The organism is Arthrobacter sp. MYb229 (genome assembly GCF_002975405.1).
In the GTDB taxonomy this organism is placed as follows: domain Bacteria; phylum Actinomycetota; class Actinomycetes; order Actinomycetales; family Micrococcaceae; genus Glutamicibacter.
This window is the reverse complement of sequence record NZ_PCPS01000003.1, coordinates 135,307-161,405: the sequence shown is the minus strand read 5'-3', so window position 1 is coordinate 161,405 and position 26,099 is coordinate 135,307. Positions and strand designations below refer to the sequence as shown.

The 26,099-nt window shown below is 58.9% G+C and carries 21 protein-coding genes; 11 read left to right on the top strand and 10 right to left on the bottom strand.

Going from position 1 to position 26,099, the window contains the following annotated elements:
* Positions 1 to 57: 57 nt before the first annotated feature.
* Positions 58 to 732: a response regulator transcription factor gene (locus tag CQ019_RS11375; protein WP_105553481.1), complete on the bottom strand. Its 675-nt coding sequence runs from the start codon at positions 730 to 732 to the stop codon at positions 58 to 60.
* A gap of 312 nt (positions 733 to 1,044) precedes the next feature.
* Here CQ019_RS11375 and CQ019_RS11370 point away from each other — a divergent pair, with 312 nt between their 5' ends.
* Entirely contained in the window at positions 1,045 to 2,229 is a 1,185-nt protein-coding gene (locus CQ019_RS11370) for a histidine kinase (RefSeq protein WP_105553480.1), read from the top strand.
* A 344-nt stretch (positions 2,230 to 2,573) separates the two neighbouring features.
* Positions 2,574 to 2,771, top strand: coding sequence for a hypothetical protein (locus tag CQ019_RS18750; protein WP_258133566.1), 198 nt, complete (start codon positions 2,574 to 2,576; stop codon positions 2,769 to 2,771).
* Positions 2,772 to 3,267: 496 nt separating this feature from the next.
* Here the strand turns inward: CQ019_RS18750 and CQ019_RS11360 are convergent, their stop codons facing one another.
* The gene (locus tag CQ019_RS11360) at positions 3,268 to 4,464 is read right to left on the bottom strand and encodes a hypothetical protein (protein WP_105553479.1); all 1,197 of its coding nucleotides are present in this window, start codon (positions 4,462 to 4,464) and stop codon (positions 3,268 to 3,270) included.
* A gap of 310 nt (positions 4,465 to 4,774) precedes the next feature.
* Between CQ019_RS11360 and CQ019_RS11355 the strand changes: the two genes are divergently transcribed.
* Positions 4,775 to 6,052, top strand: a complete 1,278-nt coding sequence (locus tag CQ019_RS11355) for an FAD-binding oxidoreductase (RefSeq protein WP_096285538.1) — start codon at positions 4,775 to 4,777, stop codon at positions 6,050 to 6,052.
* Between the two features lie 521 nt (positions 6,053 to 6,573).
* Here the strand turns inward: CQ019_RS11355 and CQ019_RS11350 are convergent.
* Positions 6,574 to 7,521: a phosphotransferase gene (locus CQ019_RS11350; protein ID WP_105569730.1), complete on the bottom strand. Its 948-nt coding sequence runs from the start codon at positions 7,519 to 7,521 to the stop codon at positions 6,574 to 6,576.
* A gap of 67 nt (positions 7,522 to 7,588) precedes the next feature.
* On the bottom strand, positions 7,589 to 8,446 hold the full coding sequence (locus tag CQ019_RS11345) for an NAD(P)H-binding protein (protein ID WP_105569729.1): 858 nt from the start codon (positions 8,444 to 8,446) through the stop codon (positions 7,589 to 7,591).
* A gap of 211 nt (positions 8,447 to 8,657) precedes the next feature.
* On the opposite strand from CQ019_RS11345, the gene CQ019_RS11340 reads away from it, so the two are divergent.
* From CQ019_RS11340 to CQ019_RS11325, 4 genes are all read left to right on the top strand, one after another.
* Entirely contained in the window at positions 8,658 to 9,893 is a 1,236-nt protein-coding gene (locus CQ019_RS11340; protein WP_105569728.1) for a glycosyltransferase 87 family protein, read from the top strand.
* Between the two features lie 78 nt (positions 9,894 to 9,971).
* Positions 9,972 to 10,388, top strand: coding sequence for a LexA family transcriptional regulator (locus tag CQ019_RS11335; RefSeq protein ID WP_105569727.1), 417 nt, complete (start codon positions 9,972 to 9,974; stop codon positions 10,386 to 10,388).
* Complete coding sequence (locus tag CQ019_RS11330; protein ID WP_105569726.1) at positions 10,378 to 11,697, top strand: Y-family DNA polymerase; 1,320 nt, start codon at positions 10,378 to 10,380, stop codon at positions 11,695 to 11,697. The genes CQ019_RS11335 and CQ019_RS11330 overlap by 11 nt, the downstream gene beginning before the upstream one ends.
* A gap of 25 nt (positions 11,698 to 11,722) precedes the next feature.
* Positions 11,723 to 12,952, top strand: coding sequence for a glycoside hydrolase family 3 protein (locus tag CQ019_RS11325; protein WP_181148436.1), 1,230 nt, complete (start codon positions 11,723 to 11,725; stop codon positions 12,950 to 12,952).
* A gap of 136 nt (positions 12,953 to 13,088) precedes the next feature.
* Here the strand turns inward: CQ019_RS11325 and CQ019_RS11320 are convergent, their stop codons facing one another.
* From CQ019_RS11320 to CQ019_RS11300, 5 genes are all read right to left on the bottom strand, one after another.
* On the bottom strand, positions 13,089 to 16,331 hold the full coding sequence (locus CQ019_RS11320) for a S8 family serine peptidase (protein WP_258133990.1): 3,243 nt from the start codon (positions 16,329 to 16,331) through the stop codon (positions 13,089 to 13,091).
* A 528-nt stretch (positions 16,332 to 16,859) separates the two neighbouring features.
* The gene (locus CQ019_RS11315) at positions 16,860 to 17,348 is read right to left on the bottom strand and encodes an FBP domain-containing protein (protein ID WP_105553473.1); all 489 of its coding nucleotides are present in this window, start codon (positions 17,346 to 17,348) and stop codon (positions 16,860 to 16,862) included.
* Positions 17,349 to 17,685: 337 nt separating this feature from the next.
* Positions 17,686 to 18,510, bottom strand: a complete 825-nt coding sequence (locus CQ019_RS11310) for a hydroxymethylpyrimidine/phosphomethylpyrimidine kinase (RefSeq protein ID WP_105553472.1) — start codon at positions 18,508 to 18,510, stop codon at positions 17,686 to 17,688.
* A gap of 36 nt (positions 18,511 to 18,546) precedes the next feature.
* A complete protein-coding gene (locus CQ019_RS11305; protein WP_105569724.1) occupies positions 18,547 to 19,161 on the bottom strand; it encodes a hypothetical protein in 615 nt (204 codons plus the stop codon).
* A gap of 183 nt (positions 19,162 to 19,344) precedes the next feature.
* Entirely contained in the window at positions 19,345 to 20,091 is a 747-nt protein-coding gene (locus CQ019_RS11300; protein WP_105569723.1) for a TetR/AcrR family transcriptional regulator, read from the bottom strand.
* Between the two features lie 340 nt (positions 20,092 to 20,431).
* Here CQ019_RS11300 and CQ019_RS11295 point away from each other — a divergent pair, with 340 nt between their 5' ends.
* The 3 genes from CQ019_RS11295 (at position 20,432) to CQ019_RS11285 (ending at position 23,490) form a co-directional block, all read left to right on the top strand.
* Positions 20,432 to 21,142, top strand: a complete 711-nt coding sequence (locus tag CQ019_RS11295) for a queuosine precursor transporter (protein ID WP_105553469.1) — start codon at positions 20,432 to 20,434, stop codon at positions 21,140 to 21,142.
* A 64-nt stretch (positions 21,143 to 21,206) separates the two neighbouring features.
* On the top strand, positions 21,207 to 21,893 hold the full coding sequence (locus CQ019_RS11290; RefSeq protein WP_105553468.1) for an ABC transporter ATP-binding protein: 687 nt from the start codon (positions 21,207 to 21,209) through the stop codon (positions 21,891 to 21,893).
* Positions 21,883 to 23,490: a DUF6297 family protein gene (locus CQ019_RS11285; RefSeq protein ID WP_105569722.1), complete on the top strand. Its 1,608-nt coding sequence runs from the start codon at positions 21,883 to 21,885 to the stop codon at positions 23,488 to 23,490. Before CQ019_RS11290 ends, CQ019_RS11285 begins: the two co-directional genes overlap by 11 nt.
* Positions 23,491 to 23,577: 87 nt before the next feature.
* On the opposite strand, the gene tgt is transcribed toward CQ019_RS11285, so the two are convergent.
* The gene (gene tgt / locus CQ019_RS11280; protein ID WP_181148434.1) at positions 23,578 to 24,870 is read right to left on the bottom strand and encodes a tRNA guanosine(34) transglycosylase Tgt; all 1,293 of its coding nucleotides are present in this window, start codon (positions 24,868 to 24,870) and stop codon (positions 23,578 to 23,580) included.
* Positions 24,871 to 25,004: 134 nt separating this feature from the next.
* Here tgt and CQ019_RS11275 point away from each other — a divergent pair, with 134 nt between their 5' ends.
* Positions 25,005 to 26,093: an FUSC family protein gene (locus CQ019_RS11275; protein WP_258133564.1), complete on the top strand. Its 1,089-nt coding sequence runs from the start codon at positions 25,005 to 25,007 to the stop codon at positions 26,091 to 26,093.
* Positions 26,094 to 26,099: the final 6 nt, after the last annotated feature.

Here is a 26,099-nt window from a genome sequence, read left to right as displayed (position 1 = left end):
GCGAATCTATTCCCGCAATGTCGGTCAAGGCAACAATAAGAGGCCGAGTTCACAACTCTAGGCTTGGCGGGAGATCTCAACGAGTCCTAGCCTGGCTGCGGCCACAAGTGCCTGCACACGGTCGCGTACTTCGAGCTTCATGAAGATTTTCGCCATATGGGTTTTCACCGTCGCCTCGGAGATCACGAGCTGTCGGCTAATTTCCGTATTATTGAATCCCTTTGCCAAAAGATCCAATATCTGCATTTCGCGATTAGTTAGTCCGAGATCTTCGATAAGTCCTGCAATGTCGTGCGATTTACTATAGACGTTTTTTACAGCGGAGATTAGATCAGAAGAAACCGACGGGGAAATAGCCGCCGAACCTTGGTGAACGGCATGGACTGCCGCGATGATTTCGGCCGGTTCCGTGTCCTTCACGAGGTAGCCGCTGGCTCCGGCCATGAGGACCGGAACTAGATAGTCATCAGACGAAAAGGCCGTAATTGCAAGGACTGCTGGGCTGTTTTGGGCGGCCTTGATAATTTTGGTCGCTTCAATCCCGTCCATAATTGGCATTTGCAAATCCATAAGAACAACGTCTACATCATTTGTTTCACAATAATTAACCGCACCTTCACCATTTTCTTGAGTATTAACGGTCACAATTCGACGATCAGTTGCTAGGATCGTGCTAAGCGCATGCCGAATCAGCGGCTCGTCATCGACGATGAGCACCTTAATCTGTTCCATTGGAGTCCTTTGAACGGTGGTTGGCACAAGAACCAACCTGGCATGAATCGAAGTATATAAGTTCAAGAGTTTGGGGTTTGAAATGAAAGCTTTAAAGATCTTGGCGGTGGCCGCGCTGGCGGCAACTCCGTTGGCGTTTGCCGCGCCTGCTATGGCGGCACCAGTGGCAGAACCTACCTATTCTTCATCGGGCGTTGCGAATCCTGCCGGTTGGGGCACTGACTTCTCTAAATGGGTGTGCGAGAATTACGGCTACGCTTGCGGTTAGCGGCATATTTGACTTTACCCGCAACCAGGTAAAGTATTCCGCATATGAGACTGCGAATAAAAACCGCCCTGACTAAGCTTTTTGCTGGTCGGGGCGTTGTCGTCTGGACGGGTATTCTCGCCTTTGTCGCCATTACAGCGACTGAGGGATACACCTTGCTTCAGGACGGGATTGATAATTCGTCCTCGAGCGTTATTCGCGGGGTGGCCGTTGGGTTGCTGCTGTCCGCCTCGTTGGCGATCGGAATGCGATGGGTTGCCACTTCGCTCGGCATGTATCTAGCCACGCTCTTTTTCTTCTTCTGGGATGGCGGCCTCTTGCTATGGCTGGTCTTCTCGCTCGTTATCTTCAGTGTTCTCGCGGCGACGGTTGCATCTTCACTGGTGCGTAATTGGTATCTGGTGATGCTATTCGTGTGGATGGGGCAATACGGAGTTAGGGCAGGCAAGGACGCCATCTTGCTGGTGATTTTCGTTCCGCTTGCCCTGTTGGCCTATATCCTGGCCCGCAGCATTTTCAACTTGCGCGAACGAAATCTAAATGCGATTCGGCAGATGCAGGAGAACAGCGAGCAGAGCAGGATTGCCGTTGAGCGCGAACGCAAGAATATTGCGCGCGACCTGCACGATATCGTCGCGCACGATATTACCGTTGTGGCCATGCAGTCCAAAGCTGCAAAGTTCGCCAATAATGGGGAAGCGGCCATCGAGGCAATCGACATCATCGCCAAGCTCAGTACCGAAACATTGCATGATTTGCGCCTGATGCTAAACGTCTTGCGGACCGACGGAACGATGAGTGGCTCGCCTGGGTCCGGTGTCGACAAACCGGCGGCGACAACTGTTTATGCGGTCCAGGGCGTGGAGATCTTCTCTCAACGATTGCATGAGTCTGGATTTGAAGTGACATCTCACACGGGCGAGAACATTTCGGCGCTCCCGAGATCTGCGCAGACCGCGCTATATCGGGTTATGCAGGAAGCGACGACCAATATCATCAAACATGGTCGTCGGGGAGGAGCCTGCACCATGTGTTTGGAGATCGTAGGGCCGAATGCTGTTCTTGAAATGACTAATCAGATGCCGAATTCGCATTCCACGAGAGAGGAGCTCTCCGGCGGTGGAATCGGGCTGATCGGTATGAAGGATCGCATGAATGCCTTCGGTGGGCGGTTCAGCACTAGCGTTGTGAACGATCAGTGGATACTTAGTGCCAGCATCCCCTTCTGAGCCCTACCCTCCTACTTAAGTATGATTTCGGAATTCTTGTAATCGCGATAAGTTATATACGTATCGGTGAAGACCGATCACCGCAGGGAAATTGGTGATGTTTTGCGAGTGGCATCATCAAGGGTTCCGCAGTGATTAAAAGGTACGTTGCGTCATGGATGAACTGATCTTTCTTCGGCGTTGTGCCCCCATCGCACGCCTGAGTTCGTTAGTGGCGCGACGTACCTTTTATAATCACCTTCAGCCTCAGAGCGCTGTAAACCACTCCCCGATTTCGGGATGACCCCATCGAGCTTTCTTGCTAAGCCTCTTGAATCCTATTGTCATTCGAGAGTGGGCATCACATGTTGGTTCAGGCTGAAAACCAGCCCCGCGAATCGCTGAGCATTGGGTCGGAAGCGGCGGATCAACTGTTTTTCGAAGCCTGCAACGCAAACACCTTCAGCGATGAACCGGTTTCGGATGAAGTGCTTGAAGCTACCTACGAGACCATGAAAATGGGGCCAACGCTCATGGATAACCAGCCGATGCGCATCCCCTAGGTGAAGAGTGCGGACGCTCGCCAAGAGATCTCTGAGACTATGGCGGGAACCAATAAGCAAAAGGCACTGAATGCGCCGGTCTTTGCGATCCTTCCTGTCGAAACCGAGTGGCACGAAGGGTTCGCGTCTTTCTTCCCTCACGCCCCGGAATGCAAGGCGATGCTTGGTGATCAGGGCATGCGCGTAGCAGTGGGCAACCATAGTGCATGATTGCAGGCCGGGTATTTCATCACGGCAGTTCAGGCCGTCGGCTTTGCAGCAGGCCCAATGGCCGGGTTCGACAACTCTGCCGTTGACGCAATCGTAAACACCGATGGTCGAAACGAGTCATTCTTTGTAGTGAACGTGGGAAAGCCTGGCGCGGATGCGTGGTTCGGACGCATTCCACGCCACGCGGCCGAATTCGCTACGGGCAGCATCTAGGCTTCGCAGTGCTTAGACACCGGAGGGGTGAGAAACGCATCGCGTTTCTCACCCCTCCGGTGTTTTGGCCCAGTTACTCAGTCATGCCGACAGGGTCGTTCTCCAGCAGGTGATCCGACACCTTGGATAGCGCACGTTCCAATGCCGCGCGCAGGATCACCGGGACGGTGATTTCTTCCTCAAGTTTCAGCATTCCTTCGCGTTCAAAGGTCCGCAAGATCGCTTCAACCCGTGGGACGGACTCTTCGAGGCTCGTGATGAGGTGATGCTGCTCAACAGGCAGATCGTCTTCGGAAGGGATCTGCAGAGCGAATTCTGTGCGTGGTGGCTTCGAGGAGGCCGCATGGGTCAATAGCCCAGCAACCATCTCGGCAACCTGTGCCTGTCCGGGAATTTGCAAGGTGGTGATCAGCACATGCGAATAGATGATCTCTGCGATGAGTTCCTTGACCAGACGAGCACCCGGTCCGCTGGAGGCTAGCAGGGCCTCTCGCAGTGATTCGGTAGGGACCGCATTCGGCGCGCTGTAGCGAAGCATCGCGGTGCCGATCAAGGCATCCCAGTAGGCCGCGAGTCGGGGGATGGAGGCAAGATCCGAAACAACTGTGCCGTCTTCGGGTTCCCAGGCATTGGTGCCTTGGGCGGCGGGTTCATCGACGGAGACCAAGAGTCCCAGCGCGCCGGCGGCTTCCTGGAGCGTCTGTCCGCTGATCATTCCGGAGGGGTCGCTTGGCTTGCCGTCTCCAACCCACTCGATCAGCTCACGTGCCGCGAAAACGAATGGCATCGCCTCCAGGACTGCGTTAGCTTCTTCGTCATCCATAAAGGGGACCACGATCGGCGAATCACCGGCCATGCGGGAGAGGAATTCAAAGGTCTCCTTGAATTCCTCGACGCTACCGCCGAAGTTCGCAGTGGTGCCCAAGAAGGTCAGGTAATGCTTGAAGATCGCCGCGCTCGCTTCGGAGACCTCTTTGCCCAGTGAGGAAAGGTGGCCTAGCTGTTCACCGAGAACGGTGGGGTCCAGTGTGGTCACGTCGACTTTATTGCGCAACTGCGCGTGCGCGATCAGCAGGGTAGTCAAACCCTCCAGGCCGGCGCGAGTTTCGCTGGCCGGCTGGTCTTCTTCTTGGAAGTGGCGGAACAGCTGCGACTTGAAGGGCTGCAGAGCCTGGCGAACCTCGGATTCGAAGGGGGCACTGCTCCCTCCCGGACGTCGAGCTGGGTGACCTGTGGAGGCCTTCTTCTTGGGGGGCTTACGTGATGCCATGATCTACTGCTGTTCCTTCGCTATGCGGGAAAAGGTCGTTACTTCCAGTCTACGCAGGGCGCTCCGCCCGGCGAGGCCGGACGATCCTTGGGAGAACCACCTCTGGGGGATACCGCAGGGATAGCCTAAAAGCTACGTATTTTATACGGGAAGCAGGTGGACTTGCCGCAGAAAATGCAGATCACTTAGTTGTGTGGTTGCGGTCACCGTTGAATCCTCAGTGCCCGTTGATTTTCCTTTCTGTTCGCGCGAGAGTGAAGGTATATGGCTCCGCATGCGGGCCTCAAAAGTCGTTCTAGGAGAGTAGCCCATGGCGGTAACACCAGCACCGGATCATGTTGTTATTGTTGGCGCCGGATTCGTTGGACTGTCGACGGCTTGGTACCTGCAAGAGGCTGGCGTCAAAGTAACCGTGGTTGATCGTGGCGGTGTAGCGTCCGGGTCTTCGTGGGGTAACGCTGGATGGCTGACCCCAGCACTGACCTTGCCGATCGCCGAACCGTCGATCTTCTCCAGTGGCCTGAAAATGATGTTCGACCCGGCTTCTCCGCTGTACATCCCGCTGAAGGCCGACGCAAAGCTCTTGCGCTTCCTGCTCGGTTTCACTTGGCATTCCACTCCCAAGAAGTGGGAGCAGGCCATGCGCGTCTTCTCCGAGATCGGCACCAACGGCCTGGACTCCTTTGACGAGATCGCAGAGGCCACCACGGCCGGAGCGGGCGTAGCCGAAAAGACCAAGCCCGCAGATCCATTCCTCGCCGGATTCACGTCCGTTAAAGACCGGGAAGGGTTGCTGCACGAATTTGAGATGATCCACAAGACCGGCGGCAAGGTCGAATTCGACCTGTTGAGCGGTGACGAACTGCGCACCATCGAACCGACACTGTCCAACAGCGTCGCGGCTGGTATTGCCATCAAGAACCAGCGTTATATTAACCCGCCTAAGTTCATGGATTCGCTGGCAGAATCCGTGATCGCCCGTGGTGGCGACATCATCGGTTCCTTCAACGTCACCGACGTGCGCGATAACGGTGCATCGGTCACCGTGGTTGGTTCGGAGGGGCGTGCGATCACCGCGGATCACGTAGTAATGGCCACTGGCGCGTGGATGACAGATCTGGCCAAGAAGTTTGGCGTCAACGTGGTGGTTCAGGCGGGACGCGGTTATTCCTTCACCGTAGAGCCTGAAGACATGCCAACTCACCCAATTTATTTCCCGGCCCAGCGCGTGGCCTGCACCCCCCTGGGAGATCGCTTCCGCATTGCCGGGACCATGGAATTCCGGGACGTGAACCACAAACTCGAGCCGAAGCGCATCGAGGCCATCGTCGCCGCTGCCGCACCGGTGTACCAGGGAATCAATTGGGAGAATCGCAAGGAAGAGTGGGTGGGCGGACGCCCATGCACCGCGGACGGGCTACCTCTGGTCGGCCAAACCGAATCTTCGCGTATCTCGGTCGGAGGCGGTCATGGCATGTGGGGCGTCGCCCTTGGCCCGTTGACCGGCAAAATTCTTGCCGCGCAGATTACCGGCCAGACGGTGCCTAGCTTGGCACGTCACTTCAACCCGTTGCGCAAGGGGTTCTAAACCAGGGCGCATAGGTGCAAAAGCACCGGCCCGGTAGTCAATTCATGTGAGCCCTGCAATTGTGAGCGCATGTCTCAATTGCGGACCTGCAGCTTCGAGCCGTATCAGTAGCAGCCGGTGCGTCGGCCGACACGGCCAAGGGCGTTGTGCCAGGCAGGCGGCAGTAAATGTGGGCATTGAGCTTGGGGTCGAGGCCTCCGGAGCTATATCGGATCCCCAGGGTGTATGGCACACCGTGCGCTGAGAGGGAACTATAACTCCGCTGGATGACCTGCAACGTGGCTCGGCTCTGGTGAGCTTGTCCGGCCGGCGTTTACGCGAGCTGAAAGTTTGTGGATCTCGCCGATTCGCAACCGAGCTGATTGACACGATCGAAGTCTCGGCGATGCGTCCAGTGCTTGAGGCGGTGATCTGCCACTCGCTCGCAACTGAGCGGGCGCTGAATACTTTTGACGCCGGTAGTCGCACAGCATGGACATCGAAAGTGCTCAACTAGCTGACTGCTGACTGCTGACTGCTGACTAGCTGGTGGCGGACAGCCGGTCGCGAAGCCAAGAAATGGCGGCATCGCCCTGGTCTTGTTGAAATGCGCGCAGGGTAGGAAGGCGTGCCGGCGCGGGGAGTCGCGCACTATCGATGAAATATGCGGCCATGCCAGCCAAAAATCCATCAACGCATTCGGGGGTCATGGTTGCGAATATCTGGTGGTTCTGGATTATCGTGTCCACGTCGAATTCGCTATTGTGCACGCGCACATTGAGCAGCACTGATAAAGCGTCGAACCAAGGGGCGCCAAGACAAGCCCAAGGCCAATCCACGAGGATTGCGATGTGTTCGTCGGTTAGCAAGATATTGTCTGAACGAATATCCGAGTGAACCAACGTTTGCCCTTCGAGGTGCGTAAGCCCGATGCGAGCGAGATCCCGAAGTCGCTGAAGGTTTTCCCTGGCCCATGGATCCAAAGTGCGGGGTGGGTCATCATGAATCCGTTCCCAGCCGGAGAAATCAGATGCAAGCTCCGTGTGGAGTTTTGGTAGCTGAGACAAGGAGTCGGGAACTTCAAGGTCGCTGAGTTTCTGCAGCGAATTCAGCACGACGGTGAGCTCGGTAGCAACCCATGGAGTTTGCGGATGGCTGCCAGCGATGTCTTCAAACACCAGCGCTACCCAGCTGTTGGCATCGTAGGAACCAATGAGCTTTGGCACCGGTAAGGTATCGGGCAACGATGCGGCGATCTTTGCCTCAGCCCGGTGGATGCGTGGAGATTCTTTATTCAGAGGCTCTCCGACTGCCTTGACGAATGCTCTGCGCCCGTTGGCGGTGAGTGTTCGATCAGCTGTTCCTGGGGAGAAGCCACCTTGTTGGCCGGTTGCTTCGACTACTGGGGAGTCGAGTATTTCGTTGACTGCGCCGCGTACATGACCAGGCAGCTGTTCCCAACCGATTCGAGTAGTCCATCTGGATGTCATTCCTTCATTCTTTCAGCCGAAATCCACAAAAGGATAGGTGGCTTGAGAATTAAACATCTAGCGTTACCTACTCGTGGCGAGTGGAGTCGCCGGCAAGAATTGATTTGTAGCCTTCGCGGTAGCTAGGGAATCGGGGGATGAATCCAGAAGCGAGCAAACGGGCGTTGTTCAGCCTGCGGTCCGCGGACCGACGAGAAGCGTGGCTTTCTGCTTCGATCTCGGGAGATTTTTCTTCGAGCTCTTCGGCGAGGAAGCGGTATACGTCAGCAAGCTGAGCCGGTTCGCTGTCGGTGGCTATATAGAGGCTCTCGGCTCTATTTCCGAGTGCGGCAACGTGGACGATCGCCGCGGCAAGATCATCGCGGTGGATTCTGTTGGTCCAATGAGAGGTTCGCGGAAGTCGTGCGGTCCCGTTGCGCACCAGATCGATCAGTCGCGTGCGTCCCGGTCCATAGATTCCTGAAGCTCGGAGAATCGTTAGCGGCAGACCACTATCGGCCAGCAATAGCTCGGTTTCGGCCAAGATCTGCGATGTGGGGCGAGTCGGGGCTAGCGGTGATGATTCGTTGGCCCATTGGCCTTCCGTACCGCCGGTGACCGCGGAAGAAGAGACGTAGATAAGTCGTTGCAGGCCGGGGCATGAGGTGACCAGTGTCTCGACGAGGCGACGCGCTACTCGCAGATAGCCCCGGTCGTATCCGTCGACATCTCGGGTGGCGGGAACCGGAGTCAAAAGTACGATGTCGGTTTCCGGATCTATCTTCGGCCAGGCTTCTGGTTCGAGAAGGTCTACGCTGTGTCCGGTGAAAGAGGGCGGAAGTTTGCCGCCGTTTCGGCGCCATGCGGTGACCTGATGGCCCGCGGCCAGGAAGCGTAAGCCTGCTTCGGTGGCGACATCTCCGCAGCTGATCAACAGTATCTTCATTCGGCGCCTCTTCTGTTGGTCGGATGGCACCATTAGTGGAGCCCTGCTACTAACCCTAGGGCTTGCAAGGCGAGTTATGTGCTTGATGAAGAGGCGCGTGGTCCGCGGTTGCGGATAAATCGATAAAATAGACTGGTTGTGTGCCTTGGGTCGCGGTCTTGTTGACGGCGGAGTGCGGGTCGCAGGGGCATTCGCGTTGGATTGACCCATATTGATCACCATAGAAGGGTGCAAGAAGATTCGGTCTTCAATTTTTCGTAAGGTACATCCAGGCACTGCAATCCTTGAGATTCTGCTGGTCGCGGCTTTGATTAGTGTTCTCGTGGCTATCGAACCAACCGGTTGGGATCTGTCGGTGTATCGTGAAGGCGCACTGACGCTGTTGCGTGAGCCCGAAGCTCTCTACGGTCCATTCGTCGGTCCAGCGAATGCGCCGGGTTTGCCATTTACCTACCCCACATTTGCGGCTATTTTGTTTCTGCCCATGGCGTTTTTCCCTTACTGGGTTTCGGTCTCGCTCACCATGGCCGCCTCGATCATTCTGACCTACCTTGTCGCAAAAGATCTCTCTGCCCGGGTTGTGCAGAAATGGCCGACCTTGGCTCCTGTTATCACGCCATTAACATTGACGTGCCTGATGCTGATGTCCGCTCCCTTCCGGGACACGGTGTGGTTTGGCCAGATCAACATCTTGATACTTGGCGCCTGTTATCTGACCTTCGTGCGCTACAAGTCATTGATGCCGTTCGTGATTGCGGTGGGTATCTGCGCCGGCATTAAGCTCACCCCTATTGCACTACTGATTCTGCCTTTCGCAATGCGCAAGTGGCGTGCGGTGCTGGTCGGGGTAGCAACATTTATTGGTACCCAGGTTGTTGGCTTGCTTTTTCAAACGCAGAACACCTTGGACTACTGGCTAGACGTGGTGCAGGATCCATCGCGTGTGGGCAATGTGGGCTACATCGACAATGTCTCGCTTCAGGGAATGCTTGAGCGACTCAATGCTCCGTCCTTGGTATGGCTCGTGCTGGCCCTGGGTGTGGGCCTTTCCTTCGTCATTTTGCTCTGGAAGTTGCATGAGAAGGTGGATCGGGTGGTCCTGCTCGGTGTGGCGTCGGCCTGTCCGTTGCTCGTCTCTCCGGTGAGCTGGTCCCACCACTGGGTGTGGTTGCCGGTGATGACGTTCGCCTGGACCGTCTTGGCCCTGCGCTTCGCCCCGGTGCTGCGTCGCACGATGCTGATTTCCATGGTGCTGTGCTACGTCGTGTTGTCGATTGGGGCCAAGAAGATCGTGGCGTTCGCTGGATATTTCCCGGATGGGGAATTGCCAGTTTGGTGCTACATACTTCCCGCGGTGCCCGTGCTGGTGCAACTCTTGTGTCTTGCTATTTCCTTGGTAAGCACGCGGCAAGCCAGCAAAGCGGAGCCCGCCAGTCTGCTTTCCTGAGCCGGGTAACTAGGGGTCGGCAAGCGCTGTACAATTCTTAGTATTCGAAAGTTTGTTCTAGCTAAGGGTGGTGTCTAGGTGAGCGATGCTGACTCGGTGATGCCCCCGGGGGAAACCCAAGGTCCGGTGCAGGCGGTCTCCGCCATGGGCTTCCCCTCGCCTGCGCGAGATTATTTTGACGGCGGGCTCGACCTGAACAGGTTGCTCGTCCATGACCGGGTTGCCACCTTCATCATGCGGGTAGCTGGCCACTCGATGCATTCGGCCGGAATCTACGACGGCGACGAAATTATCGTGGACCGCTCGCTGAGCGTGAAACACGGATCGGTGGTTGTGGTGAGCCTGAATGGGCAGATGCTGGTGCGGCGCTGGCAAGTTGACGGAGCGCATGTTAGCTTGCTCAGCGACGAGTCGCCGCTACCGGTAGTGCTCACGGAGGGCGATGAAGTTGAAGTCTTTGGCGTGATCACTAGGTGCCTGCACCATGTCCGCTGAGCCGGGAGCTTCTGAGCAGAGTGACCACGTGGCGCTGGTGGACGTGAACAACTTCTATGTCTCGTGCGAGCGCGCCTTCGACCACTCGCTGCGGAACCGACCGGTGGTCGTCCTATCAAACAATGACGGGTGCGTGGTAGCTCGGTCGCAAGAGGCCAAAGGCCTGGGGATAGCCACCGGTGAACCGTTCTTCAAAGTGCGTCGCTATATGCAAAGCCATAACCTCGCGGTTCGCTCTAGCAACTATGAACTTTACGGCGACATGTCTGCTCGCGTCATGGAACTGCTTGGCCGCTTCGGCACCTGGCATGAGGTGTATTCCATCGACGAGTCATTTGTCGGATTGAATGGAACCCTTGAACAGGTGCGGAGCACCGCCGCGCAGATCCGTGCGGCAATCGACCAGTCGATCGGCGTGCCGGTGTGCGTCGGCGTCGCTGCAACGAAGACACTTGCAAAATTCGCAAACCATATTGCCAAGCACAATCCACATATGCGCGGGTTGTGCATCGAAGGGCTGATGGAACCGGGCCAAGTGGACAAGATCATGTCGCAGGTTCCCGCGACCGACGTCTGGGGTGTGGGGAAGAAATCCGGCGAGAAGTTGACCGGCATGGGAATCCAAAGCATCGCCCAGCTGCGCGCCGCTGATCCGCAAGTGATTCGCAAGAAGTTTTCGGTGGTGCTCCAACGCACCGTGCTGGAACTGAACGGGCAGCGCTGTATCGGGCCGATCGAAGAGCGATCGGACAAGGGCCAGGTGATGTTCACTCGTTCCTTCTCCACACCGGTTCGCACGCGCGAAGCGATGGCGGATGTCATGTCGATCTACGCGCAGAAAGCGGCAAGCCGCTTGGCACGCGAAGGACGCTATGCCAGCCTGCTGACAGTCACCGCCGGAACCAGCAGATTTGCGAACTCGGCGGCCTCATTTCCCACCGCTCAGGTACGGTTGGCCCGGCCCACCAGAGACCCGATCACGCTGACCCGAATCGCGGTCGGTGCGATGAGTGAGCTGATGGCACCCGGGGTCGACTATGTGCGTGGGGGAGTCATCCTCTCGGGGCTCAGCGACCACCCGGGGGCGGAAGAACTCGATTTGGGACTGCTCGATTCGCACAGTGCGCAGGAGTCCGAGAAGATCAACGTGAGCGACGTAGTGCAGCAGGTATCCCAGCGCTTCGGGGCCAAGGCCATCGGTTTAGGACGGGCCGGTATTGCCAAGGATCCCGAATGGTCGATGAAGCGCGAACATATGTCACAGCGCTACACCACCGACTGGGACGAGCTGCTCATCGTGCAAGCGTGAGGTTTTCGGTGGCAGAATGTCGAATATGAATACTGCGCTTCGTCGAACTTTGGGACTGGGCCTGCTCGGCACCCTGTTGCTCAGCGGGTGCACGGCCCCCACTGGCACCGCCGACCGGCCCGAGCCCGGTCAATCAAGCAATCCGAATACCCAAACGCCGGGCTCTGCAGCACCCGCGCCGAGTCCGACAGCAGCAGATCCACAGGCAGAACTGCGCGAGAAGGCCGAAGCGCTCGCCGATGAGATGAGCCTTGTCGAGCAGGCCGGCAGCCTCGTGATGGCTGGCGTATCGGCCGACGGTGCTTCTGCCGCGCAGATCCAGGCGCTCAAGCAGCAAGGGATCTCCAATGTGTTCCTGCGTGGCCGTTCGCAACTCTCGCATGCGCAGATTTCCAGCCACGTCGCGGAACTGCATGACTCATTGGCCGCAAATGTTCCAGCGGACCTGCCCGTCTGGGTTGCCACCGACCAGGAAGGCGGGTTCGTCCGGGTCCTTCAGGGACAGGGCTTCTCCGAGCTGCCCACCGCATTGGAGCAGGGTGCTTGGGATGCGAAGAGGCTTGGTGCGGAAATCTCCGAGCTGGGCGGAGAGCTAGCCGACGCTGGAATCAACGTAAACCTCGCACCGGTTGCAGATGTGGTACCGGCAAGCCTGGGTACAGGCAACGCGCCCATTGGCAAGTTCGGGCGGCAATACGCCAACAATGCGGGGGATGCCGCGGCCGCCATGCTGATTGTTAATGAGGAGCTGGCCGAGGCCGGAGTGCAACCGGTGGTTAAGCACTTCCCGGGACTGGGCAGGGTCTCTCTGAATACGGATACCCATGCGCAGGTGACCGACACAAAAGTCGGTGACGACAGCACCGACCTTGAACCTTTTGCGGCGGCGGTAGACCAAGACTTGGCCTGGGTGATGATTTCGAACGCCAGATACACCCGGCTCGATAAGGCAAACGACGCACCATTCTCGAAGAAGATCGTCACCGGTCTGCTGCGGGAGGACTTGGGCTACGAGCGGCTCATCATTTCCGATGACCTCTGCGACGCCAAACAGGTTTCCGCGGTTCCGGTAGGCCAGCGTGCGGTGAAGTTTGTTCGGGCCGGTGGCACCATGCCACTGTGCGTGGATGAAAGCAAGGCGCTGACCATGGCTGAAACGCTGGCCACGCAGTCCGGCGAAGACGAAGAGCTGGCGGGGCAGGTCCGCGAGGCAGCAATCTTGATTCTTGCCGAAAAGCTTCGCCTGCAGAGTTAATGATCGGCCCATTTTCCGGGCAGCAAAGCCTTTTGCGACAAGGGAAGACCCGGGCGAAACCCTACTCGCTAGGGAACGCCCGGGTCTAGATTGAAGGTCTGCGCGATCAAGCACAGACGCTTAGCTCAGGTGAGGTTTAACCCTTGCCGTTTCCTTTCTTGCCACCCTTGGTGATTTCCAGGACCTGTGCACGGTCTCCGGTCTGGTTCTTCTTCTCGCCGAGCGTGCCGGTGCTGTTGTGCAGGTGCAGCAACAACGCCTTGGAAGCAACGGAAGGCTCTGCCACGGTGACCGGGAGCTTGGTGCCGTTCAGATCGGTGAATAGCGAACCCTGAGCCCCAAAATCAACCTGAGGTTCGGCAATATCGAACGTGACCCAGTCGGTCTGATCCACCGGGATCATCGCCCCCTGGTCATTGGTGTGGTACCAGGAGAAACTGGAGACGCTGTAGGAGATTTCGGTGGAATCCTCATCCAGGCCGAGCGCCGCAAGCGATACCGGCAAGACTGCCACATTGGTGTCGAAGCTGTTGGTGTCAACATCTCCAAGCACCCCGTTGACCGGCTGCAGATCCACCTGTTCGCCGGTCTTCAAATCGAAGGTGGCAGCGAGGTCAAGGTCGATTCCGTCGAGCGCGGTCGTGAAGGTCACGAAGTCGGCTTCGCCGTCGCCATTGGTGTCGATATTGACATCCAATTCGGTGCCGCCGGCTAGATGCGCCCAGTTCCCCCAGGTCGAGATGCCCACGTTGAGCAGGCCATCGGCCACGCCGGTTCCCGGTGCGGTGCTTGAAGCGCCAACGTGCTGCAGATCCATCGAGCGGGCCCCTGGAACGCTGTCCATGGTCTTCGGCCCGCGTTCGCTGGAAGCACCCAATTCAAATGCGCCGAGCAGCGAGACTACCTCGGTGGCGCCTTCGCCCGCGCGGACATCCTTGCCCTTGAGCTTCAGCTCGGTGGTGTTCTCACCCTTCTTCAGCTTCTTGACCGAAGCGGACATATCGGCAGAGAGCTTTGGAGCTGCCTGAACCGGGACGCGCAAGGTTGGAGCCTCCGAGCTGGTGAGCTCGACGCGACCGCTGGCATCGGAAACCCATGCGCGGGCCAGACCCGACTGGGCGCTGTCCATGGTCGGATCCAGGGTCTTGGTCCATGTGGCTGGATCCACGCTCAGGGTGACCTCGACGTTCTGCGAGGTTCCCGGAGCCAGGGTGAGACTCTGGCGGTCCAGCGTGAAGCTGGTGCCCGGGATCTCGGTAGCTGGCACGTAGTCGACCTTGTAGGTCTGCGTCGTGTCGCTGGTGTTCTCCACGGTGATTGAACGTGAATCGGTAAACGTTTTCTTGCCTTCGATTTCAAGCACTCCGAAGACGACGCTTGTCAGATCCGCGGCCTCGGAATCGTAGGCGATGGCCGGGGTGGACAGGGCAGCTTCGGCCATGACGCGGCCCGAGCCTACACGGTTTGGACCATAAGCCTTGCCATTTGCCGCGAGGACATCGGCTGCCGCGGTGTTCATGATGGTGCTCTTGGCCTGCGCGGCGGTGAGCTCCTTATCCTGCATCACCAGGGCCGCCACACCGGCAACCATTGGGGTTGCCATGGAGGTGCCGGACATGACTGCCGGTCCGTTGCCGGTACCAACGCCTACCGAACCGATCTGCGTGCCGGGGGCCGCAACATCGGGCTTCACCACGCCGTTCGAACCATGTACGCCACGTGACGAGGAGGAGTTCAGGGTGTCCTTGACTCCGGAGTCGCCCGAAGCGGCACCCACAAACGAAGCATCCAAGCTGACCTGCAGCTCGCCAGCGTCGGCCGCTGGACGCAGCTTATTGGAGTAGTCCAGCGTGAACTGGGCGCCGGGGATGGTGGCGTTGCCGGCGATTCCGGCATCGAAGAGGTTGGTTTCAGCATCCAACAGGACGCCGGTGGCACCGGCGGCTTCGGCGTTGTTGAAGCGTGCGCCGGATCCACAAGGGAATTCGCCGTTCTCGCTCCACTGCAGCCAAACCCACTTGCCTTCCAGCGATCCTGGTTCAAAGGCCGAGCAGCCGAAAGCGTTATCGGCCGGAGCCATGGCCACTTCGCCGCTCAAGTCGGCCGGATCGGCCGCGGTGTAATTAAAGTTTGCCGAGTACTGGCCGGCGGCGGTTCCGGCAACGCCCTCGGGCGCATCGATCTGGATCTTATCCAGGGTGACCTGCGAGCCAACGGAGTTGGCGACGGTCAGCGAGGAACGCGAGTTGCCCGGCGAACCGCCGACATCGGTCACGTCCCCGGCATTGCCCGAGGCGATGACGGAGAGAATTCCAGCCTCGGAGAGCGCATCGACAATGTCATTTTCCGGGTCCTCGACGGGGGAGTGATCCGAGCCGAGGGACATGTTGACCACATCGGCGCGGTCTGCGAAGTCGCCGTCGCCGTTTGGATCAAGCACGTAGTCAAGAGCCTGGCCGACCACGGCGGAGGATCCGCCGCAACCGAAGACGCGAATGCCGATCAGTTGCGCCTCCGGGGCGGTGCCCGGGCCGACCTTCATCGTGGCTACCTCATCGGCGGTCAGCGAAGCGTAATCGCCGGTGAAGGTGGAACCTTCCGCGTTGACGCCATAACCGGCAGCCGAACCGGCCACGTGGGATCCGTGTCCTGCGGCTTCGCAGTCCAGCGGGTTAGGGTCGGGATTTGGAATCGGCTGGTAGTCCGGGGCGTCTGGGTTGGCGTTGTAGTCATCGCCGACCAGGTCCCAACCGCCAATGAACTTCTCTGAATCGATGAGGCCGGAATCCGCCGTCGGGAGTTCAGCTGAAGCCTGTGCCTGCTTATAAGCCTCGATGGTTCCGGGGCCGCCAAAGCCGGCGTGCGTGTAATCTACACCGGTATCCAGCACGGCGATTTTTACGCCTTCGCCGGTGGTGTCCAACGCGGTCCACGCGTCGATAGCCTCGGTGTCGATGACGGCGCCGCGGTTAGTTGGAGATTTTGGCACGATGGCGCTGATTTTTGCGACATCTCCGCGTTCGGCCAGCGCGCGTAGCTCTTTGGCGTCACCGGTAAGCGCGACACCCCGCAAGGCGTTGGACGTTGTGTAGATGACCTCGGACTTGGCTTCCTTGGCTAGCTCCTTACCCTTGGCTTTAACTTGGGATCGGACCGATTTGACCTTTGCCTTGTCTTTTTTCTTTCCGGACTTTTTGACCTCCTGGTAAGCGCTGTCTCCTTCGAGCTGGACGAATACCGACACCTCGCCGGAGGACTTCGCCAGCTGGCCGCTGACCTTCAGGTCTGCAAGAGTTTGGCTTTTAACTATTGGCAGGGAAGCTGCATTCTCTCCGTCAGATGGTTGCGGGATGTTGGCAGCTGACGCCGGACCTGTCATCGTGACAGCCAATGCTAAAGCGGTGGCTGATCCCAGAATGAGGCGCGGCAATCGTGGATTGCGCCGAGTGACCATGATTCTCCTAGCTGAACAGGAAGCGGGATGCTTCCGTGTGAAGATGCGACGGTTTCACTCGCGGCAGGTCGGTGCGCGTTGAGTGATGACCGGGGCCGACGTCCGCTGAAACGTCGAGTCTCCTACTGAGGAATCCTAAGTGACCCACGTCATATATCAAGGGGTTATTGAATAGTGATATTTTTCAGCTAAAAACATTTTGCATATGCTTCACACCCAAAACCCCGGATCACCAACCGAAACTCGACGTACTAAGCGCCTAGTGGTTCTCTATTTTTTAGAAATTATTAACCAAGTGTTACTCCCGGGTAGGGGATTTCATCACTCGGGTGAGATTAGTAGCCGTCGGAGTCCTTGGCGAAGCCCCAGCCCAAAACGAGCGGACGCAATGTGCTCATGCAGAGCCCGTTGCATCCGCCCGTGAAGCTGCGAAGCAGTTATGGGAAATGGACCTTAAACGCGGTCGACGAAGCTGTTGACCCGTTCCTCGAGCAACCTGATCCGTTCGGCCACTACCACCATCGGGTCGGGATAAATCGGGTTCTTTGGCGGGGGAATCCGCACGTTAGTCGAGCATTCGAAGTTTGCGCAGATCATGGTGCCCAAGGTATCGCCGTCGCGGCCCGGTTGCCCTGCCCGGCGGGTACTGAACATGCTCACGTAGCAAGGGATATTTACGTCCCGGCAGATATCGCACATGGCGACACTACTGCGTTTTCGCAGTCCATCGGCCGAGCGCAGCAACAGCGCCCGAATCTGGCCGGCTGGATTGCTGTGGATGAGATAACCGCGCTGCGGCATCTTGGGATCGCGCCACCCAAGGTACTCGAGGTTTTCCCAGTCCAGCGCCGAGAAGTTTTCCGGCAAGGTCAGTTTCTTCGTCTCGCTGCGACTGGCGTTGAGGAAGGAGGAGCGAATGGTTTTTTCTGTCAATGGCTGCATTGCAGGTCCTTAAAGAGATCTGCGGGCGTACGGCGCGCGCAGAGAGTTGCGGGGAAAGGGCATGTCCCATCGGCAACGGAAAACAGGCAGAGCAGCACAATTAAACGCCTGCAACGCCTATGGCGTTGGAGCGGTGTTTGGAAGCTACCCGTCCGTCGAGGGGACGAACGGGGAAGGCATCAAAGTGGCTTGCATAGCCGACCTCCCTACCGCGTGCCCTGAGCACGCAACGACTTGACAGTGTGGTCTCCAGGCTCAAGCTGGAGCCGCGATTTTCCAATCATAGCAAAGGCCACACCCGCAGATGTGGCCTTTGCCTACTACGACGCAAGTGCTGTTAGCGTCGGCCGCCCTGCCAGAGCGCATCGAAGGGGGTGTTTCCGGCGACGCGGTTGCGGATGCCTTCGGTAACAAAAGCCTTGGCGGTGCGCGCCGCTTCCAGCGGCGTCGCACCCTTGGCCAGCTCGGCGGTCACCGCTGCAGCGAGCGAGCATCCTGCGCCGGAGACGGCAACCTCGCCGATCTTCTTTTCGCGCAGCACTTCGAGGGTGGTTCCGTCGTAGAAGACATCGATTGCGTCTTCGCCGGCAATGCGCACGCCGCCCTTGGCCAGGACTGCGGCACCGGAAATGGCATGGATCTGTTTGGCGGCCGCAACAAGGTCATCCTCGCTGTTGATGCTCAGTCCGGAGAGCTGCTCGGCTTCGAAGTGATTTGGGGTGACAAAGCTTGCCAGCGGCAGCAGGTTCGATTTCAGCGCTTCGTCGGTGTCCAGCGCGTGCCCTGGTTCCTGGCCCTTGCAGATCAGCACCGGATCCAACAGCACGTTGTTCCACTGCTGGGATTTCAGTGCGGTGGCAACGGTGTTGATCGTAGCTGGTGATCCCATCATGCCAAGCTTGACGGTGCCTAGTTGGCCCTCGTAGCAGGTTTGGATGGCTTCGAGCTGGTCGGCGATGACCTGCTGCTCTACCGGCACGAAACGGTGATTCCACGAGGCCTTCGGGTCGAATGACACAATGCAGGTCAGGGCAACAATTCCGTAGGTGCCTAGCTCTTGGAAGGTCTTCAAATCTGCCTGCGCTCCGGCGCCTCCGGTGGCTTCCGAACCGGCAATGGTCAAGGTCAGGGCTGGGCCTGGGGTGTTGATTGTAGTAGTCATAGTCCCAATTGAAGGTAGTACGGATTGAATAGGTGTTTAGCTTTGCTGCCAAATGCTGATTTTAGTGGCTTTGGACCAGCCTTCTGTCATCGCTTCGGAATGTTCCGCGGCGGCAACGAGAAGAATCCATGGCAAATCATGGCTGTAAGCGGCTCCGGCAAAATTTGCCAGTACTGCGCGCCGCGCCAAATCCGGGTTCGTTGGTGCGTACAGATCCGGGTCGGACAAGAGTCCAAAAGTTGAACCATAATGCATTCGTCCGCGCGCTACCGGGCGATCGAATTCGGCCACCTCAACTACGTCGTAGTTGTCCATGGGAGCTTCGAAGGCGGTCGATGTCTCGGCCAGTTTGACGACCTGCTCTACGTCCTCCGGTTTGGCTGCCAGGAGGTTCAGCGTTGCGGTTTCATGCCAACCGGCCGAACTGAGCGAGGAGGCAACTGCCGGGTTCGGGGCCCCGAGCAGGATGACGCGACGATACTCGTTGGCTGGAACCCAGTCGTTTCTGGGCCAATAACGTAAAAGTTCAGGATCGTCGCCATTCAGATCAACCGAGCGCAACTGATCTGGGCCGGGGAATGAGGCGATGCGGTCGCGTAGGAGTGCGTAGCCTTCAGTCCACTCCGGCAGGGGAGTCGCAGTTCCGCTCATCGTGAGATTCGCTCCTAAGCATCTCGGAAGTAATTAGGTCGGTACTTCGACTTTACGCCTTAAAGGCGACGAGCACGGAACCATGAAGCGGAACCTGCGCCCCGCGATGCCACGGACCCAGCGGATCGAGCGCTTCCATGGAGGAAGGGGCGGCAACCGCCCAAATTACACCAAGGCCAGCTGCTACGAGGCCTTTGCCTTGGTGATGTTCGCCTGGCGGCTTGTTCCGGTGGCGGTACTGCCACGTTCCGCATTTTGGTCACCGCTGGAATCCATCAGGGCGAGTACATCTTCGAAAAGGGAACGCACCACCGGCAGGCGGCAGAGGATTGCAAACTTGCCGACGACGGGAGCGACGTTGCGCATCAGCGCTCGCGAACGTCGCTGATCGGGTGAACTGTCGTAGGCCCAAGCGGAGAATACCTGTCTGGACAGCAGCCAGAGGAACCTTGGCAGCTCACGCCGAATACCTAGCGGGGGAAGTGGCCGCGCGCCAGCGACCGCGCGTTCCCACAGCGACATCTCAAGCTGAGCCAGTTCGCTGTTTTCGGGATCGCGCGAGAGCAGGACCTTCAAGAATGCCGGCCCGAAATCGTGGTACTTCTCCATCACCTGCAGATTTGCGTTGAAGACCGTATGGATATTCGCTTCCAAGGTGTTGCCGTCGTCGAGTTGGCCATTGCATAGCGCGTATTGCTCCGCCCGCAAGGATAGGAGCAATTCGAGGACGATGTCTTCTTTGGAATGGAAGTAATAGTAGGCGTGCGACAGGGAAACCCCGGCCCGGGCGGCGATGGCGCGCATGCTCGCCGCTTGGTAGCCGTCTTCGGCGAAAGCCGCCAGAGCTGTGCGAAGCAGTTTGGCCTTGGTCTGCTGGCCCTTGCCGGTACGCGGTTCTTTGAGCTGCGTTAGCTCGCGAATAATTTCCATACGGGTCAAGTGTATCCAAATATTGAACGCGTTCAAAAATCAACTCTGATTACGCTGAAGCGTGCGGAGCGAGTCACTGCCATTTTTGGTTCCTCAAATTCATATTTTGAAGAACGCAAAGTGAGATAGCTGATTGAAAATTTCATGGATATCAAACTCCGGTTGCCGTGAAGCAGGTCACGGTGAGTTTGTGATGGCTCCGTGGGATACTGGCAAGGCAAGTGCTAATACAGCGGGACAGCGCTCCGCCACATAACCACAGATCAGCGAAGAGTTGCTGGTATCTGGGTGTCGGTCCACGCGGAGTCTTGGCGAACCACTTTTAACGAGGAACATTTTCATGGGCGAAACTAACGCCAAATCAGTAGCCGCGCGGCCTTCAAAAGCAATTTTTGCCGCCGCCGGATCTCCATACTTCTCCGCAGTGCTCGCGCTGATGGGAGCGGTCGTCATACTCTCCAATATTGGTGCGTCGAAGGGCGTGGCCATCGGCCCATTCATCACCGATGGCGGGTTTTTCCTTTTCCCATTGGCCTACATCATGGGCGATGTGATTTCAGAGGTCTATGGCCTCAAGGCCGCTCGCCGATCGATTCTCATCACCTTCGCCCTGGCCTTCTTCGCGGTGTTCGCCTTCTGGATTATGATCCAGCTGCCGTCGGCAGAATTCTACGACGGCCAAGAAGCCCTCGAACGCACCTTGGGGCCGATCTGGCAGATCGTGGTTGCCTCGGGCTTGGGCTTCCTGGTGGGGCAACTGGCCAACTCGTGGGTGCTGGTGCGGATGAAGCAGCGATTCGGGGAACGCGGGCTCATCGGACGGTTGATCGGCTCCAGCGGTGTTGGTGAATTCCTGGACACGCTGATCTTCTGCGCCATTGCGGCTCCGGTTATCGGAATCACCGATATGCCGAATTTCATCAACTATGTCGTGGTCGGGTTCGTTTACAAGACGGCGGTGGAGATCATCTTCGTGCCAATCACCTCGCTGGTGATCCGCTGGTTCAAGAAGCGCGAACCTAGCTATGCGGCGCTGCTTGCCGCACGGTAAGACACGAATCCCATCAGCAGTTTGGACGATGCCCCGGAGGCAGGCCACTAGATACTGTTGAGAGATGAGCATAGGGAACGTGCAACTGGCAGTCGAGCACTTGGAAATCGGCTACGCCGGTCAGGCCCTTTGCGAACCGATCAATCTGTCGTTGACGCCCGGTGCCGGTCTGGGAATCATTGGCGCGAATGGCAGCGGGAAATCCAGCTTGATCCGCACGGTGCTGGGCTTGCAGCCGGCGATCTCCGGTACGGTCAGCTTTCATGGTGCAGCCCTCGACGAAGGCTCGGCACGCTTCCGCAAGGACGTCGCGGTCCAGGTGAGCGACGGCGTATTCTTTGAAGAACTCACGGTGGCAGAACACCTTGAAATGGTGGCGCGAGGCCATGGGGTGCAAGACTGGAATGACGCGGTCACCCGAGAACTTGAGTTTTTCGAGCTGCAACAGGTTGCCAAGCAGCAGCCCCGGGAGTTATCTTCCGGGCAGCGGCGCAAATTGCTCCTAGCCGCGGCGCTGGTCCGCCCGGCAAGACTGTTGATCCTCGACGAACCCGAGCAGCGCCTCGACCAACGGATCAGGGTCCGGCTGTATCGCAGGCTGGCCCAGCTGCGCGAGCAATCCGTGAGCATCCTTGCGGTCACCCACGATCCGTTGATGATCCGCGACTGCCTCGAAAGTGCGCTGATGCTGCACGGCGGCCAGGTGCGAACGGTGGACGCGCAGTCCGGGGCGCTGTGGCTTGAGCGCTAGCAAGCAAGCCGACGAACTAGGCGGCTACGACCCACGGGAAATGATCACCCGGATGCGCAAGCGACGGGATCGTTCCGCGCGATTCGAGGCATTCTCCGATGCTTATATCTGGGTGCTGTTGGCGGTCATTGCCCTCGTCTATCTCTTCAGCGTGCTCTCCGGGGTGATCTTTGCCCTGCAGGGCGGTGGCATAGCGGCGCTGGATCTGCCAAGCGCGGTCTGGAACCTGCAGGATCTGGCGATCGTACTGATTCCGGCACTATTGCTCTGTGTATTTCGTGGGCTGCTCTACCTCGGCCCATGCGGGCTTTCCCCGGACAAGGCCAGCTGGTGGCTGCCGCTGCCCATCAAGCTCAGCGCCGTCAGGCAGCGTGCTCTCGGCAGCGCCATCGCGCTTGGTGCACTGGCGAATATCTTCGTCGGAGTCCTGTGGTTTGTGTGCCTCTTTGCGCTGTCCGGAGGATTCACCGCAGAAGTGCTGCTGCTGGGAATTGTTGCCGCCGCAGCATCCGGGGCGCTCTTGGGTGCCTTGGCCGCGCTCGCGCAAATCGGCGCCCGGCAAAGAGCCGCGCTCCGGGTGTGCCAGACGCTCTGGTCACTGCTCTTGCTGGGACTGAGTATTTCCTGGAGCCTGCTGCTGTTCGGGAACCGCTGGCTTCAGGGAGCCTACGGGCGGCTCGGAGAGCTGGTCTTTGAACCGAGCCTCTGGGCCGTTGCCTGCTCCGGGTTGCTAGTGCTCGCAGCGGCCGCCACATGGTTGGCGTTCAGCCGGATCGAGCGCTTGGACGCGAATTCCATGCGGCAGGCCGGGCAGGTACAGAACCAGCTGGTCGGATCGATGATCCAGATGGACCTGGGAGGAGTCCTGCCGGTGCCGAACGCGGGGCGCAACGCACGGACCAGATTGGCCCACAGTACGCTGCGCAGGTTGCCGGTGGTGCTTCAGATCTTGGTGCTGCGCTACCTGCGAGGCAGGCATTGGAATGGACCGCTGAGACTGGTCCTCACGGCCCTGGCCTTGACGCTGGGAGTCCGCGGCATCGCCAACCCGCTTGCGCTGACCGGATTCCTGGTGCTTGCACTATGCCTGCTGACGGAGAACCTCTCCCAAATGAACCGGCCACTGGCCAGCCAACCGGGTCTAGCCCAGCTGCTGGGATTGCCGCGGAGCCGGCTGGTACGCCCCGCCCTGGGGTTCACCTTGGGTTTGGCGTTCGGTGGGCTGCTCATCTGTTCGGCGTTGCCGGCCGCGCTGGGAATGATCCCGAGCGCGAATCTTTGGCCTTGGTGCGCCGGGCTGTTGGTGGCTGCCTGTGGCATCACGGCAGCGATGTGGGGCCGGGCCACGCGCGGGGAACGCGACTGGGAATCCTTGATCCTCGGATCAGCCAACGAGCTGCACACCGGTGCGTTGGCGCTCAAGGAATTTGGTCATTTCCTGCAGGCGTTGGCCTCGGGGCTGCCGATATTCTTCTTGCTTCTGGCGCCGGGGTCGCCGGTGCCGTGGGGAGTGTGGGCGCTGAGCACGCTATGCGCATACCCCGGCTATCTTGCCCTGCGCCGCGCCGGCGAACAGCAAACCGCAACGATCAGCTAGCCGCCGAGGACAGCGCGATGGCGGGCTACCCGTGCTCGGCCTGAACCGTGGTGGGCAACCCGCCGCCGTTTTTAATGCTCCGCGCCGTTAGCCGCGCAGGCCCTGCGGGTCGGGTTCGCCTTTGTAGTACTCGCCCAGGACCTTTTCCTTCAGCGCAAAGAAGCTGCCATCCTCGATGGCTTCACGGACCGAGTCCACCAGAGATACGGTGAAGTGCTCGTTGTGGATCGAAATGAGCGTGTGGCTGAGCAGCTCCTTCGACTTGTGCAGGTGGTGGATGTAGGCACGGGTGAAGTTCTGGCAGGTATAGCACGAGCAGCCATCGACCAGCGGGGTGAAATCGCGCTTGTAGCGGGCCCCCGAGAGGTTGAAGCGTCCGTGCGGGGTGTAGAACGCGGAATTGCGGGCCACCCGGGTGGGGGAGACGCAGTCGAAGGTATCGGCGCCGTTCTCGATGGCGGTGAAGATATCGTCCGGCTCGGAAATCCCCAGCAGGTGCCGTGGCTTGTTTTCGGGCAGTTCCTCGGAGCACCAGCCGACGATGGTGCCAAGGTTCTCTTTTTCCAAGGCGCCGCCGATGCCGAAACCGTCGAAGGCCATCGCGCCAAGGTCCTGGCAGGCCTTGCGCCGAAGGTCTTCATACTGGGCGCCCTGAATGACGCCGAACAAGGCCTGGTAATCCTTGCCCGCACGTGAATCGGTCAGTGCGAAGTGCTCGGCGATGCAGCGCTGGGCCCACAAGCGGGTGCGTTCCAAGGACTCAACCTGGTAGCCGCGCGAGTTCTGCAAGGTGGTCAGCTCGTCGAAGGCGAACATGATGTCTGCACCGATCTGGTGCTGCACATTCATCGAAATTTCCGGCGAGAAGCGGTGCTTGCTGCCGTCGAGATGGGATTTGAACCAGACGCCGTCGTCGTCGACATTTGCCAGGCGTTCCTTGCCTGGGGCTACCGCGTCGTCCGGACCGGACTGATCCACCGACTTCATGTCGATGACCTTCTTGAAGCCCGAGCCGAGGCTCATGACCTGGAAGCCACCGGAGTCGGTGAAGGTCGGGCCTTGCCAGCTCATGAACTTGCCGAGGCCGCCAGCCTCATCGAGGATGTCGGCACCTGGCTGCAGGTAGAGGTGGTAGGCGTTGGCTAGTACCGCTTGGGCGCCAAGCTCCGCTACCTGAACCGGGGTGAGTGCCTTGACGGTGGCTTTGGTGCCCACCGCGATAAAAGCAGGAGTTTTGATTTGCCCGTGCGGGGTGTTGATGACGCCGGTGCGGCCCAACATCTCCGAGCCTTCGGGGGAAGTGAGGCGCGTGCCTACCTCGAAACCGAATTCGGCTTGGCGGGAATGCGGGTTGCTGGGGTTAAAGTTCTTCTCGGACACGTACCAAGTGTGCCGTATGTGTAGCCGGGTGAGGAAAACGACAACCCGAAAGTGAGCCAAAACCTAGCGGTCGACTTGGTTAAAGGCGAATAATGCAAGTAACTGCACTGTGGCGAATGCGACGAAAGGATCCAGTGAATCTCCAGAATCTCAAGGAATCCGCGCGATCGTTGATAACCCTCGGACCTGCTCGGAAAGACCACTGGATCGGACTACGTACTGCCGTTGGCGTCTTCGCGCCGCTGATCTTCTTGCTCCTGATCGACCGGTTGGACCTGATGGTGTTCGTGGTCTTCGGCGCCTTTACCGGCGTCTACGGGCGCGTGGATGGCTACTGGAACCGCTTGCGCATGCAGACCCGGTCCGGGCTGTTGTTCTTCGTGGTGATCGGGTTGGCGCTGCTGGCTTCGACCTTCTGGATCGACCATGACAATCCGGAACTCAAGGCCTGGCAGGTGGTGGGGGCGACAACCCTTGTCGCCGGCGTCTGCTCGGTAGTCACCGGGTATCTGCGGTTGCGTCCGGGCGGTTCGCTGTTCCATATCTTCGCCTTCGCGGCGATTGCCTCGATCGCCAAGCCCGCACCCTTTGGCGAAGCGATGTTCGCCGCGGCGGCGACGATCCTGCTGGCGCTGTTCATCGGGGCCAGCGGCGCCCTCGGCCAGTGGTCAAGCCTGTGGAAACGCACCCCGGTGCCGCCGTTGTCCGATAACGTGCGCAAGGCTATCTGGTGGGAAGGCCTGTTCTATGTGCTGACCGCTGGTGTGGCCGGTGCCCTGGCGAATATCGTTGGCAGCCAGGTCGAAGCGGGGCACAACTATTGGGCCATGGTGGCGGCCGTGGTTCCGCTCGCCGGACACACCACCGCGTTGCGCGTGCGCCGTGGCGTGCACCGTGTACTTGGCACCTTGGCCGGCATGCTGCTCATCGCGGTGTTGATCCTAATCAACCCGGCCATGTGGATACTAGTTGCCTTCATCGGGCTGTTCCAGTTCTTGGCCGAGATGCTGGTGATGCGCAATTATTTCCTCGCGCAGGTTTTCATCACTCCGTTGGCCCTGGTGGGCACCACCCTGATCACCGGGCTGTCCACCGCGGTGATGTACGACCGTGTGGTCGAAACGATCATTGGTTCCGCGGTGGGCATCCTGGGTGTCGTGCTCGGCAGCTGGTTTGGAAACCAAATCCGGCGGCGACTGGGAATCACCGAGTCAAACGGATAGCAACCT